This window comes from Streptomyces caelestis (genome assembly GCF_014205255.1).
Lineage (GTDB): Bacteria > Actinomycetota > Actinomycetes > Streptomycetales > Streptomycetaceae > Streptomyces > Streptomyces caelestis.
The window spans coordinates 5456861-5469608 of sequence record NZ_JACHNE010000001.1 but is presented as its reverse complement, the minus strand read 5'-3'; the positions used below and the strand labels follow the sequence as shown (position 1 = coordinate 5469608).

General features: G+C 70.0%; 13 protein-coding genes. 8 read left to right on the top strand and 5 right to left on the bottom strand.

Going from position 1 to position 12748, the window contains the following annotated elements; all coding sequences use genetic code 11:
- Positions 1 to 25 precede the first annotated feature (25 nt).
- Positions 26 to 511, bottom strand: coding sequence for a hypothetical protein (locus HDA41_RS25160; protein WP_184994187.1), 486 nt, complete (start codon positions 509 to 511; stop codon positions 26 to 28).
- Positions 512 to 603: 92 nt separating this feature from the next.
- A complete protein-coding gene (locus tag HDA41_RS25155; protein ID WP_184993714.1) occupies positions 604 to 2199 on the bottom strand; it encodes a beta-N-acetylhexosaminidase in 1596 nt (531 codons plus the stop codon).
- Between the two features lie 300 nt (positions 2200 to 2499).
- On the opposite strand from HDA41_RS25155, the gene HDA41_RS25150 reads away from it, so the two are divergent.
- The 8 genes from HDA41_RS25150 (at position 2500) to HDA41_RS25115 (ending at position 9099) form a co-directional block, all read left to right on the top strand.
- Positions 2500 to 2958, top strand: coding sequence for a 2-oxo-4-hydroxy-4-carboxy-5-ureidoimidazoline decarboxylase (locus tag HDA41_RS25150; protein WP_230299425.1), 459 nt, complete (start codon positions 2500 to 2502; stop codon positions 2956 to 2958).
- A 256-nt stretch (positions 2959 to 3214) separates the two neighbouring features.
- Positions 3215 to 3595: a succinate dehydrogenase, cytochrome b556 subunit gene (gene sdhC, locus HDA41_RS25145; protein WP_184987403.1), complete on the top strand. Its 381-nt coding sequence runs from the start codon at positions 3215 to 3217 to the stop codon at positions 3593 to 3595.
- 5 nt (positions 3596 to 3600) lie between these two features.
- Complete coding sequence (locus HDA41_RS25140) at positions 3601 to 4083, top strand: succinate dehydrogenase hydrophobic membrane anchor subunit (RefSeq protein WP_184987401.1); 483 nt, start codon at positions 3601 to 3603, stop codon at positions 4081 to 4083.
- Between the two features lie 19 nt (positions 4084 to 4102).
- Positions 4103 to 5857: a succinate dehydrogenase flavoprotein subunit gene (gene sdhA / locus HDA41_RS25135; protein ID WP_184987399.1), complete on the top strand. Its 1755-nt coding sequence runs from the start codon at positions 4103 to 4105 to the stop codon at positions 5855 to 5857.
- Entirely contained in the window at positions 5857 to 6636 is a 780-nt protein-coding gene (locus tag HDA41_RS25130) for a succinate dehydrogenase iron-sulfur subunit (protein WP_184987397.1), read from the top strand. The genes sdhA and HDA41_RS25130 overlap by 1 nt, the downstream gene beginning before the upstream one ends.
- 153 nt (positions 6637 to 6789) lie before the next feature.
- Entirely contained in the window at positions 6790 to 7410 is a 621-nt protein-coding gene (locus HDA41_RS25125; RefSeq protein WP_184987396.1) for a Uma2 family endonuclease, read from the top strand.
- A gap of 86 nt (positions 7411 to 7496) precedes the next feature.
- On the top strand, positions 7497 to 8270 hold the full coding sequence (locus tag HDA41_RS25120) for a hypothetical protein (protein WP_184987394.1): 774 nt from the start codon (positions 7497 to 7499) through the stop codon (positions 8268 to 8270).
- 82 nt (positions 8271 to 8352) lie between these two features.
- A complete protein-coding gene (locus HDA41_RS25115) occupies positions 8353 to 9099 on the top strand; it encodes a TetR family transcriptional regulator (RefSeq protein WP_184987391.1) in 747 nt (248 codons plus the stop codon).
- A gap of 12 nt (positions 9100 to 9111) precedes the next feature.
- Here the strand turns inward: HDA41_RS25115 and HDA41_RS25110 are convergent, their stop codons facing one another.
- The 3 genes from HDA41_RS25110 to HDA41_RS25100 all read right to left on the bottom strand — a co-directional run bounded on the left by HDA41_RS25110 (position 9112) and on the right by HDA41_RS25100 (position 12700).
- Positions 9112 to 10653 carry an ABC transporter substrate-binding protein gene (locus HDA41_RS25110; RefSeq protein ID WP_230299424.1) on the bottom strand — a complete coding sequence of 514 codons (1542 nt, stop codon included), beginning with the start codon at positions 10651 to 10653 and terminating at the stop codon, positions 9112 to 9114.
- A 182-nt stretch (positions 10654 to 10835) separates the two neighbouring features.
- Positions 10836 to 12437: a metallophosphoesterase gene (locus tag HDA41_RS25105; protein ID WP_184987387.1), complete on the bottom strand. Its 1602-nt coding sequence runs from the start codon at positions 12435 to 12437 to the stop codon at positions 10836 to 10838.
- Positions 12438 to 12460: 23 nt separating this feature from the next.
- A complete protein-coding gene (locus tag HDA41_RS25100; protein WP_184987385.1) occupies positions 12461 to 12700 on the bottom strand; it encodes an SCO4848 family membrane protein in 240 nt (79 codons plus the stop codon).
- Positions 12701 to 12748 lie beyond the last annotated feature (48 nt).

Genomic DNA, 12748 nt, shown 5'->3' with positions numbered 1-12748 from the left:
TACTGCGTGCAACGGCCCCGGAGTGTCACAGGGGCACCACACCCAGCCGGTCGAGGAAGCGGAAGAAGAGGTTTTCGGCCAAGGGATCGGGGTCTGAAGTGAGTACGTCCACCAGCGCGTCGGCGTTCACTTCGCGCCCGGCCTCGGCGGCCCAGCGGACGGCCCGCTCGGCGGCGTCGCGGGGTTGCCAGCTGCCCCCAGGAGGTCTAGTTAGCTCGATCGTGTGATGGTCGGTTCGCGAGCTTGCGGCGCTTTGGTCCGACCGGGTTAACGTGATCGTGCGATCTGGGACGCCGGTTACGGCGCCAGCGCGCGGGGCCCCCGGCTCCACCAGAGTGATGGTTCGGGGCCTCCCCGTCGCCTCTGGCCGTACCCACCTGGCCAGATCGCGCAGGGAACTGGCCTCCCGGGCCCGGACCACGCACAGGATGCGTGTCGCCGCCCCGGGGTCGAGTACGCCGGCGACCAGTGCGCCCAAGACCGTTCGGGGCGTGCGGCTGATCAGGCTCACCCCTGCTCAGTCTTCAGGAACGGTTCGAGGAAGTAGTTCTTGGTGAGGTCCCGTACGGCAGTTCGCAGCCGTACGGGCCGATTCGTGTGCGGTCAGCCGAGCCTGTCCGCGAGCGCCCGGAACTCCGCCCAGGACAGCTCGGGCTTGTCCGGGTCCCACAGCTTCTGGACGGTCGCCCGCAGCGGCATCCGGATCCCGGCCGCGACCTGGTCCTGCGTCTGGGAGTTCGCGAGGTCGCACCAGACGGCGAAGGACCCGCCGAGGATCTGCCCGTCGTAGCGCTCCGGTACGGCCGTCGTGCCGCGCAGCACCCGCGGCGTCCACTGCTCGTAGATCCGCTGCCCGGTCGGATAGACGAAGGTCTGCGGCTGGCCGAGCACGTAGTACAGGAACTCGTCGTTGTAGTTGATCACCTGCCGGCCCTCGGCCAGGTACTCCGCCGGCTGCCGGGCGCCGATCTCCTTGCCGGTCCAGTAGGCGACCTGGATGTCCTTGGCGGCCTTGACGGAGGTGCCGCGGAAGAAACCGTCGTTCCACGCGCGCGGGGTGCGCTGGTGCTTGCGGACGGTGTCGGCCCGGTCGTTGAGCCAGCCGGTGGTGAGGTCGGCGACCGTCGCGCCGGAGCCGTACCTCTCCCGCGCGGCGGCGGCCAGCTGCGGGAACGACGCCTCCGGGTCGGAGCGCACCAGCGCCTGGTACTCGTCGCCGCCGAGGTGCCACGGCCCGCCCGGGAACAGGTCCGCGTACTCGTCCAGCAGGTCGTCGACGATATCGGCGCTCTCGCTCTTGGAGATGTCGATGGCCCCCTGCACCGCCGACCCCTGCGCGGTGCGCAGCTGGAGGTCGGGGTGAGCGTCGATGACCGCGCCGAGGTGCCCCGGGGAGTCGATCTCGGGCACGACGGTGATGTGCCGGCTCTCCGCGAGGTCGACGATCTTCCGGACCTGCGCCTTGGTCAGATGCTGCCGGGACACGATCTCGGGGTGCGACGTGGACTCGATCCGGAACCCCTGGTCGTCGGAGAAGTGCAGACCGAGCTGGTTGAACTTCAGATCGCCCAGCTCCCGGATCCGGTCCTCGATCCAGCCGGCCGTGAAGTTCTTGCGCGCGATGTCCAGCATGAACCCACGCTGCGCCTTGGCCGGCTCGTCCCGCACCACGCCCTCGGGCGCCGTGCCGCCGTCGTGCACCTCCTGTTTGAGGGTGCGGGTGCCGTAGAAGACGCCCGCGTCGGCGGGCCCGCTGATCTCCACCCGCCCGCCGCGCACGGTCATGGCGTACGACTCCGGGTTCGCGCCCTTGTCCTCGTTCAGCGTCAGCCGCAGGTCCCCGGCGCGCCGGTCGTCCTTCTCGCCGTCGTACGTCAGGCCCAGCTCACCGGCGATCAGCCGGCCCTCGTCGGCCAGCGCCGGGTCGTCCACGACGACGCGGTTCCCGCTCGCGGGACGCCAGCCCGGGCCCCGTGCCGCGGTGTGCTCGCGCACGGCGGGGATCGTCCGCGGCGCCTTGGACAGGGCGTACGAGCGGCTCGGACTCGGGGTGTCCTCCGGCGAGGTGCCGTGCGGAGCGGCCGCGGTCCGGCCCTGGGAGGGTCTGGCCTGCGGCCCGGTGCCCCCGCCGTCGCCGCCCGAGACCGCCCAGAGCCCCAGACTCACCCCGGCCGCGACCACGACCAGGGCGACGGCCATGGCCACGACCAGCACCTGCCGCTGCTGCCGCTGCTTCCCCTGCTTCGCCGGACCCCGGCGCCTGTGCTGACTCACACCCGCCAACCTAAAACGCGAGGCCGACCGGCGCGCGTCCACCACGCGTTCGGAATCTCTCTCTCCCGGGTGAAATTCGGGCATCCGTCGGACACGTCATGGTCGTACTCGATAGCGTGACGTCACATCTCTCACACCATGCCCTGCCGACACACGTGACGCCCACAAGGACCCACGCTGCCTGCGCACCGTCTCCCAGACCTCCCCGGCCGACTCGCCATACCCGTGGAGCACTTCAACGCAGCCTCCGCTCAGGCCCTGGAGCAGACGCTCCTCTCCTGCCTGCGCAGCCCCCGCTGGTCCCGGCGGGTCGCGGAACACCGCCCCTATCCGGACCTGGCCTCCCTGCTGGCCGCGGCGGACGAAGCGGCCTACGACCTGACCTGGCCCGACCTGACCGAGGCCCTGGCCGCCGAGTCCCTGCCGGCCCTCCCGCCGGACACGTACTCCGCGGCCCACACGGCCCTCAGCGCGGCGCACGCCGCCTATGAGGCCCGCTTCGGACACGTGTTCGTCATCTGCCTGGCTGACGTGGCGCCGGCGGAGACTCTGGACCGCCTCCTGGAAGCCATCCGGTCACGATTGACCAACGATCCGGAGGAGGAGCGGATGGTGGTGGCCGACGAGCTACGGCGCCTGGCAAGGGAACGGCTGGTCGACGCCCTCAGGGGCGCGGGGCTGTAGTCGATGTGCGGCTACCGCCGCGTGGGCGCGGCAAGCCACGACGGCGCCGCACCCGGCCGATAACAGGACACCCCACCCCAGAAGCCGCCGAAGCCTAGCCCGTACGCATGCCAGTTTGATCACACAGCCAGACCCCGGCTCAGCCCGGCGGCAGCGCCTCGCTACGATGCTGGGGGCCGGTGGACCGTACCCGGCCGGGCCCGACCGACACACCAAGCCGGCGCGGCCCCAATCCCCGCTCCCGGAGGAAACTTCCGTGCCGGCTGGAACGCTGTACCGCGGCCGGGAAGGAATGTGGTCCTGGGTGGCTCACCGAGTCACCGGCGTCCTCATTTTCTTCTTCCTGTTCGTTCACGTGCTGGACACCGCACTCGTCCGTGTGTCGCCCGAGGCCTACGACACCGTCGTGGCCACGTACAAGACGCCCATCGTCGCGCTGCTGGAGTACGGCCTCGTCGCCGCCATCCTCTTCCACGCGCTCAACGGTCTGCGCGTCATCGCCGTCGACTTCTGGATCAAGGGCGCCCGCTACCAGAAGCAGATGCTCTGGACCGTCGTCGCCCTGTGGGCCGTGCTGATGCTCGGGGCGATCTACCCCGTCCTCGGCCACGCCGCTCGTGAACTGTTCGGGAGCTGACGCCAATGTCCACGACTGAGAAGACCGCAGCCGGTGTCGGCCCCGTCGAGGGCGGCGCTGTCTACACCGTCGACAACCCGGCGCCCCTCATCGAGGCCCCGCGCCAGCGCACCAGGAAGACCCCGAAGACCACCCGGGGCAACTTCGAGCTGGCCGCCTGGCTGTTCATGCGCCTGTCGGGCGTGGTGCTGGTCGTGCTGGTCCTCGGCCACCTGCTGATCCAGCTCGTGCTGGACGGCGGTGTCTCCAAGATCGGCTTCGCCTTCGTGGCGGGCCGCTGGGCGAGCCCCTTCTGGCAGGTCTGGGACCTGCTGATGCTCTGGCTCGCCATGCTGCACGGCGCCAACGGCCTGCGCACGGTCATCAACGACTACGCGGAGCGCGCGAACACCCGGCTGTGGCTCAAGGGCCTGCTCTACACCGCCACGGTGTTCACCATCCTGCTGGGCACGCTGGTGATCTTCACCTTCGACCCGAACATCCGCTAGGCACGGGGCTGCGAGAATCATGAAGATCCACAAGTACGACACCGTCATCGTCGGCGCCGGTGGCGCCGGTATGCGCGCCGCCATCGAGTCGACGAAGCGCAGCCGCACCGCCGTGCTCACCAAGCTCTACCCCACCCGCTCCCACACGGGCGCCGCGCAGGGCGGCATGGCCGCCGCGCTGGCCAACGTGGAGGAGGACAACTGGGAGTGGCACACCTTCGACACGGTCAAGGGCGGTGACTACCTGGTCGACCAGGACGCCGCCGAGATCCTGGCGAAGGAGGCCATCGACTCCGTCCTCGACCTGGAGAAGATGGGCCTGCCGTTCAACCGCACCCCGAACGGCACGATCGACCAGCGCCGCTTCGGCGGTCACAGCCGCAACCACGGCGAGGCCCCGGTCCGCCGCTCCTGCTACGCGGCCGACCGCACCGGCCACATGATCCTCCAGACGCTGTACCAGAACTGCGTCAAGGAGGGCGTGGAGTTCTTCAACGAGTTCTACGTCCTGGACCAGCTGATCACCGAGGTCGACGGCGTCAAGCGCTCGGCCGGTGTGGTGGCGTACGAGCTCGCCACCGGCGAGATCCACGTCTTCCAGGCGAAGGCCGTGATCTACGCGTCCGGCGGTTGCGGCAAGTTCTTCAAGGTGACGTCCAACGCGCACACGCTGACCGGTGACGGCCAGGCGGCCGTGTACCGGCGGGGCATCCCGCTGGAGGACATGGAGTTCTTCCAGTTCCACCCGACCGGCATCTGGCGCATGGGCATCCTGCTGACGGAGGGCGCCCGTGGTGAGGGCGGCATCCTCCGCAACAAGGACGGCGAGCGCTTCATGGAGAAGTACGCGCCGGTCATGAAGGACCTCGCGTCCCGTGACGTCGTGTCCCGCTCCATCTACACGGAGATCCGGGAAGGGCGTGGCTGCGGCCCCGAGGGCGACCACGTCTACCTGGACCTCACCCACCTCCCGCCGGAGCAGCTGGACGCCAAGCTGCCCGACATCACGGAGTTCGCCCGTACGTACCTCGGCATCGAGCCGTACACGGACCCGATCCCGATCCAGCCCACGGCCCACTACGCGATGGGCGGCATCCCGACGAACGTCGAGGGTGAGGTCCTGGCGGACAACACCACGGTCGTCCCGGGCCTGTACGCGGCCGGCGAGGTCGCCTGCGTGTCGGTGCACGGCGCGAACCGCCTGGGCACGAACTCGCTCCTGGACATCAACGTCTTCGGCAAGCGGGCCGGTATCGCCGCGGCCGAGTACTCCCAGACGGCGGACTTCGTCGAGCTGCCGGAGAACCCGGCCGAGTTCGTGATCGGGCAGGTGGAGCAGCTGCGCGACTCCACCGGCACCGAGCGCGTGACGACGCTGCGGCGTGAGCTCCAGGAGACCATGGACGCCAACGTCATGGTGTTCCGCACCGAGCAGACGATCAAGACGGCGGTCGAGAAGATCGCGGAGCTGCGCGAGCGCTTCAAGAACGTGTCGATCCAGGACAAGGGCAAGCGGTTCAACACGGACCTGCTGGAGGCCATCGAGCTGGGCAACCTGCTCGACCTCGCCGAGGTCATGGCGGTCTCCGCGCTCGCCCGCAAGGAGTCCCGCGGCGGTCACTACCGCGAGGACTACCCGAACCGCGACGACGTCAACTTCATGCGGCACACCATGGCGTACCGCGAGGTCGGCGCCGACGGCTCCGAAACCGTCCGTCTCGACTACAAGCCGGTCGTCCAGACCCGCTACCAGCCGATGGAGCGTAAGTACTGATGGCTACCCCCGTTCTGGACAAGTCGGACGCGGCCGGAAAGCCCGAGCCCGGCTTCGCCGACTCCCCCTACATCACGGTCACCTTCCGCATCCGCCGGTTCAACCCGGAGGTCGCGGCGGAGGCGAGCTGGGAAGACTTCCAGCTGGAGATCGACCCGAAGGAGCGCGTCCTCGACGCCCTCCACAAGATCAAGTGGGAACTCGACGGCACTCTCACGTTCCGCCGTTCCTGCGCCCACGGCATCTGCGGCTCGGACGCGATGCGGATCAACGGCAAGAACCGCCTTGCCTGCAAGACGCTGATCAAGGACATCAACCCCGAGAAGCCGATCACGGTCGAGGCCATAAAGGGCCTTACGGTCCTGAAGGACCTGGTCGTGGACATGGAGCCGTTCTTCCAGGCGTACCGGGACGTCATGCCCTTCCTCATCACGAAGGACACGAACGAGCCCACGCGCGAGCGTCTGCAGACGGCCGAGGACCGCGAGCGCTTCGACGACACGACGAAGTGCATCCTCTGCGCGGCCTGCACCACGTCGTGCCCGGTCTTCTGGAACGACGGCCAGTACTTCGGGCCGGCGGCCATCGTCAACGCGCACCGCTTCATCTTCGACTCGCGTGACGAGGCGGGCGAGCAGCGCCTGGAGGTCCTCAACGACCGCGACGGCGTCTGGCGCTGCCGCACGACCTTCAACTGCACGGACGCCTGCCCGCGCGGCATCGAGGTCACGAAGGCGATCGCCGAGGTGAAGAGGGCGCTGATCACGCGCCGCTACTGAGGTCCGACCGCAGTACGTCGAGGGCCCTGTTTCCGCTGGAAACGGGGCCCTCGGGCATATGCCACACCAACGGGTGAACGTGGCTGCGAAGGACGCGCAGACATCGTCCGACCTACGATGATGGTCTCGACACCAGCCCCCAGGAGGCACCTGATGTCCGCAGCTTCCGTCGAGCAGCCCTTCGACCACGAAGAGCCGGTCACCCTGACGACCATCGCCGACGAGATCATGGAGCGCCATCCGGGCTACCGCGTCGAGATCATCGGAGGCCATCTCCTCGTGACCCCGTCCCCGGATGCTCCTCATGCCCGTGCTCTGACCAAGCTCATGCGCCCGTTCATCGCGGCAGGACTGGACGACGGCGAAACCGAAGTCCTCCAGAACGTCGGGCTCTGGCTGCCCACCGGCACCGAGGACTACGCCATCCCCGACCTCGTGGTGGTGGACGCCGACATCGACGACCACTTCGTCGAGAACAACGCGTACGACCCGGCCTGCTTCCGTCTCGTCCTGGAGGTCACCTCCGGGAACTGGAAGGACGACCTCAAGACCAAGGTCGCCGCCTACGCCGAGGCCAAGGTGCCCGTCTACGTCATCGTCGACCGCAAGCACCAGCGCCTTCACGTCCTGACGGACCCCGCCGGGAACGGGTACGAGAACCACCGCCCTCACGCCCCCGGCGAGATCGCCACCCTCCCCGACTCCATCGGCGCCAAGGTCACTTTGGACGTTGCGGAGATCCTGAAAGCGGGCCAGGCGAAAAAGGTCGGGTGACCCGATCCGGACAGAAACGGAACGTGACCGGCCACTTAAGGCTCGGCGTCTGTCACGGCTGTGACTCCCGTGGCCAGACTGCCCGCATGGCATACCTCAGAAGGGCCGCCGCCGCGCTGCTGGCCACGGCTTCCGCGCTGCTCACGGCATCCCCCACCGCCTCGGCGACGCCCTCCCCGGTCCTCGCGCGGGAGAGCTTCGACCGCCTTCCCCTCGGCCCGGTCGCCGAAGGCCGCGACTGGACCTCGGACACCTCCGACGGCACGCTGACCGTCACCCGCGCCTCGACCGGCCACGGACGTGAACTCCGTATCCGCACCGAGGGCAACGGCCGCGCCTTCCTCGTCTTCCCGCGCCTCGCTCCGCCCGGCAACAGCTTCTGGGCCCGGATGCGGCTGAGGGTGGACGCGTTCCCGACGGCCCCCGACTGGGCGCACTGGACCCTGGCGGAGGCCTCCGGTCAGGACTCCCCGACCCTGGTCCGTCCGCTCGGCGGCCAGTACGTGCCCACCGAGAAGCGCAACTTCTACGGCGTCGGCTCCGACCTCGGACCGACCGGGGACTGGACCGCCTGGAAGACCTCCGCACCGGCGACGGCCGGTAGGTGGCAGTGCGTCGAGTTCCATCTGGACGCCACCGACAACCGCGTCACGGTCTACTTCGACGGCGTGCCCCAGCCCGACCTGACCGTCTCCACCGACCGGCACGGCGGTACGGCGGACCCGTTCGTCTTCCCGACGTTCGACAAACTGAAGCTGGGCTGGCAGTTGTACCAGGCCGACCCGAGTCCCTCCTCGTACGGCGTCCGGATGGACGACATCGCGCTGAGTACGCGGCGGGTGGGCGGCTGCGCGTCCTGAGCACGGTCCCGGCGGGTCCCGGCCGTCGCGGGGCCGCTCCTCGGCGGTGGGCGCACCGGCGCCGGAGATAGGCTCTCTTCCCGTGCCCGCGAAGAACGACGGCCCCGATGACGGGTCCACCCCCACCAAATCCGAGCAGACCCGCGCCCTGATCCTGGAGACGGCCATGCGGCTGTTCCAGGAGCACGGCTACGACAAGACGACGATGCGGGCCATCGCCAAGGAGGCCGGGGTCTCCGTCGGCAACGCCTACTACTACTTCGAGGGCAAGGAGCACCTGATCCAGGGCTTCTACGACCGGATCGCCGCCGAGCACCAGGTGGCGATCCGGGAGGTCCTGGAGCGGGAGACCGACCTGGAGGCACGTCTCGCGGGTGTGCTGCGGAGGTGGCTGGACATCGCCGCGCCCTACCACGAGTTCGCGGTGCAGTTCTTCAAGAACGCCGCCGACCCGGACAGCCCGCTCAGCCCGTTCTCCCCCGAGTCGGAGCACGCGCGCGAGGAGGCCATCAGCGTCCACCGGGAGGTACTGGCCGGGGCGGCGAAGACGAGGATGCCCGAGGAACTGCGGGACATCCTGCCCGAGTTGATGTGGCTGGCCCAGATGGGACTCGTCCTGTACTGGGTCTACGACCGTACCGAGGGTCGGGAGCGCAGTTACCGGCTGGCCGATCGTGGGGCCCGGCTCATCGCGCGGGGCGTCGCCCTGGCCCGCTTCCGGGTGCTGCGGCCTCTCGTGCGCGAGGTGCACGAGCTGTTCACGGACTTCCTGCCGGGGATGACCCGGGCGGTCCCGGATCCGGCGGCCCCGCCTCGCACCGGCCCCTGAGGCACGGCGACGTCAGATTCCGTTGAGGCTCCAGAGGCGGAACACGCCCGTGCCGTCCGACAGATACTGGCCGCCGCCGATGTCCTCGGTGGTGACGACGTACTCCTTGGCCTGCCACAGGGGCAGCACCGGCACGTCCTGGGCGACGGTCTGCTGGACCGAGCGGAAGTCCCGGTCGGCCTCGCCGCGGTCGGCGTAGCGCTGGCTGTCCTGGATGAGCCGGTCGACGGTCTTGCTGCTGTAGCCGGTGTTCATGGCGCTGCCGGTGCCGACGAGCGCGGCTTGGAAGGTGTCCGGGTCGGGGAAGTCGGCGACCCAGCCGACGGCGTACGCGTCGAGCTTGCCGCTCGCCCAGCGCTTCTGGAAGTCGGTCCACTCGTAGCCCCGGAGGGTGACCTTGAACAGGCCGCTCGCCTCCAGCTCCCGCTTGATCTCGGCGGCTTCCTGTTCACCGGCGCCGCGGCCCTTGGCGTAGCCGTAGGTGAAGCGGACCGGCAGGGTCACGCCGGCCCGGGTGAGCAACTGCCGCGCCTTCTTGGGGTCCGGCCCGGGATAGTCGTCGAAGAACGAGGCGGTGTGCCCGGTGATGCCCGTCGGGATCAGCGAGTACAGCGGCTCGACGGTGCCGTCGTAGACGGTGGCGGCCAGCCGTTCACGGTCGATCAGCCAGGCCATGGCCTGGCGGACCTTCGGGTCGTGGAGGGGCTTGCCGGCGCGGGTGTTGAAGTACAGGTTGCGGGTCTCGGAGCCGTCCGCCTCGAAGACGCGCTGCGTGGGGTCGCTCGGGTTCAGGTCGGCGAGGACGCCGGGCGGCAGCTGGCGGGTCGCGACCTGGACCTGCTTGTCCTTCCAGGCGGTCTCCAGGGCGGCGGGGGTGGCGTAGTAGCGCAGTTCGACGGGCCGGTCCGCGCCGCCCCTGACGGCGCCCCGGTAGCGGCTGTTGGACGCGAGGACGGCCTTGTCGTCCTTCGTGTAGGCGGTGAGGGTGTACGGGCCGGTGCCGTCGACACCGTTACCGGTGCGCAGCTTGCCGGCCGGGTACGTGGTGTGGTCGACGATCGAGCCCGCGCCGGTGGCCACCTTGAACGGGAACGTGGCGTCGGGTGTGGACAGGTGGAAGGTGACGGTCAGCCCGTCGGCGTCCACGGAGCGGAGGGTGTCGAGCAGGGGCGCCGGGCCGACCGGGGACTTGATCTTCATGATCCGGTCGAAGGAGTACTTCACGTCCTCGCCGGTCATCTTCCGGCCGCTCGGGAAGGTGAGTCCGGAGCGCAGTCGGCAGCGGTACGTGGTCAGGTCGCCGTCGGTGAACGCGCAGCTCCTGGCCGCGTCCGGGACGGGGGCGGTGCCGCCCGGGGCGAAAGTGAGCAGCGACTGGAAGACGTTGCTGAACAGCGCCCAGGAACCGGCGTCGTAGGCGCCGGCCGGGTCGAGGGACGTGACGGCGTCCGTCGTGCCGACCGTGATGGCCGTGCCGTCCTTCTGCGACGGCACGAGCTGCCAGGCGCCCACCCCCACGGCCGCCAGGACGAGCAGTCCCGCGAGTACCCGCATGCGAACCGACCGCATCGGCCTTGCCCTCCCGAGGCCCTTGGGGCCCTTGTGCCAGTGCCACACCCCTTTGTGGCGGCCTCACCCAATCACAGGTGTTTGACCTGGCGGAAGGGAGATCTGACGAGTTGGGAAAGAACTTACCGATGCGCGTTTCGGTCCGGTTTCACAGCGCTCGCACAGGGTCAGGCCTGCTTCGACGCCAACTCGATCAGCGTGATGTCCGACGGCGCCCCCACCCGGGTGGGCGGGCCCCAGGCGCCCGCGCCGCGTGAGACGTAGAGCTGGGTTTGGCCGTAGCGCTCCAGGCCCGCGACGGTCGGGTTCGCGGCGGCGGCGATGAGGTTGCCGGGCCAGAGCTGACCGCCGTGGGTGTGGCCGGAGAGCTGGAGGTCCACGCCGTAGTCGACCGCGTCGTGGATCTGCACGGGCTGGTGGGCGAGCAGGACGCACGCGCGTGCGGTGTCGCGGTCGCCGAGGGCCCGGGCGTAGTCGGGGCCCTGGCCCTCGTCCTCACCGGTCACGTCGTTGACTCCGGCCAGGTCGAAGTGCGGGAGCTCCCTGCGGGCGTTCTCCAGGGGAGTGAGGCCGAGGCGCCGGACCTCCTCGACCCACTGCTCGGCGCCGGAGAAGTACTCGTGGTTCCCGGTGACGAAGTAGGACCCGTGACGGGCCTTCAGCTGGGCCAACGGGGCCGCCGCGGGGCCCAGGTCCTTCACGCTGCCGTCGACCAGGTCGCCGACGACCGCGATCAGGTCGGGCTGGGTCGCGTTGATCGTGTCGACGACCTTCTGCGCGAAGCCGCGGCCCAGGACCGGGCCGAGGTGCACATCACTGACCACGGCGATCCGGTACCCGTGAGCGGCACGCGGCAGTTTGGCCAGCGGCACGGTGACCCGCTTCACCTTGGGCCCACGCAGCACGCCGTACGTCCCGTACCCGACGGTCCCGACAGCAGCGGCCGCGGCGGCCCCGGCGACGACGCGCGAGACGAAGAGACGCCGGGAGGGGGCGGGGGTGCCGAGCGGCTGGGGCGAGCCCTCGGGGGTGGGGCCGGTCTGCGGGTGGGGGGCGTCCGGAGAGGGGGCCGCCGCGAGGGAAGCGGCCGCGGCGCCACCGCCGTCCCCCCGCGGCCCGGCGGCCTTTGCATCGCCCCGGCCGGCCTGAGAGGCGGCTGCCACCGTCGCCGCGGCCGCCCCAGCGGGCGCACCCGCTCCGCCGTTCCCCTGCGGGCCGACGGCCGAAGCGGGAGCAGACGCTGCTCCGCCCCCGTCCGCCCGCGCCGAGGCCGCCGTCGCGGCAGCGGACGCACCGGCTCCGCCGTTCCCCCGCGGGGCCGCTGCCGTAGTGGAAGCGGGGGCGGCCCCGTGCGCACCCGCACCACCCTCCCCCTCCGGGTCGGCCGCCGTGTCGGGCGCTTCGGGGTGCGGGTTCGATGGGGCCGACCCCGTCGACGGTCTCGCCCGGCGTTCCAGGAACCGTCGCAGCAGCGGTCGTACGACCTCCCCGGCCACCACCCCCAGCAGCAGGTATATCGACAGGGCCAGCCACAGGAAGCCCGGCCAGGCGAGGAGCTGCTGGAGCCAGAACGGGGCGCCCGAGCGTTCGGCGACCAGGGCCGTGATCGCGAGGGCCCAGCCGCCGGCGATCAGGACCGCGCCCGCGCGGCGGGTGAGGCCCGGGCCGCGGGTCGTGTCGCGGAACAGGCGGCGCCACACGTACCAGTTGGCCGTCACGATGACGGCCAGGACGAGAGTTGCGACGAGTACGAACAAGGCGATGGCCACGGTGTCGTGTCTCCCGATTGCCGTTATGACGTCCGGCGCAGTGCGCGCAGACCACGCAACCCGATGGCCCCGATCGCCGTCCCCCATACGAAGGAGACGACGGCGAGCAGCAGGTGCACCCAGAAGTACGCCGTGGGATGACCGTCGTCGAAGGCGAGCCCGCTGCTGTCCTTGACAAGGTTCTTGACGAAAGTGATCCAGATGACCCAGCTCCACACCCCGAAGGCGAGCAGGAACCAGGAGACGGGGCGGCTGAGCTTCATGAGACCAGTATCGCCAGAGTCTGTCCGGTTCCGTTCCCGGGGTGGGGG

Excerpts from the sequence above, each read along its gene's own strand:
- HDA41_RS25155 (WP_184993714.1), bottom strand. The coding sequence starts at position 2,199 with ATGGCCGTCGCCCTGGTCGTGGTCGCGGCCGGGGTGAGTCTGGGGCTC.
- HDA41_RS25140 (WP_184987401.1), top strand. The coding sequence starts at position 3,601 with ATGTCCACGACTGAGAAGACCGCAGCCGGTGTCGGCCCCGTCGAGGGC.
- sdhA (WP_184987399.1), top strand. The coding sequence starts at position 4,103 with ATGAAGATCCACAAGTACGACACCGTCATCGTCGGCGCCGGTGGCGCC.
- HDA41_RS25130 (WP_184987397.1), top strand. The coding sequence starts at position 5,857 with ATGGCTACCCCCGTTCTGGACAAGTCGGACGCGGCCGGAAAGCCCGAG.
- HDA41_RS25125 (WP_184987396.1), top strand. The coding sequence starts at position 6,790 with ATGTCCGCAGCTTCCGTCGAGCAGCCCTTCGACCACGAAGAGCCGGTC.
- HDA41_RS25120 (WP_184987394.1), top strand. The coding sequence starts at position 7,497 with ATGGCATACCTCAGAAGGGCCGCCGCCGCGCTGCTGGCCACGGCTTCC.
- HDA41_RS25110 (WP_230299424.1), bottom strand. The coding sequence starts at position 10,653 with ATGCGGGTACTCGCGGGACTGCTCGTCCTGGCGGCCGTGGGGGTGGGC.
- HDA41_RS25100 (WP_184987385.1), bottom strand. The coding sequence starts at position 12,700 with ATGAAGCTCAGCCGCCCCGTCTCCTGGTTCCTGCTCGCCTTCGGGGTG.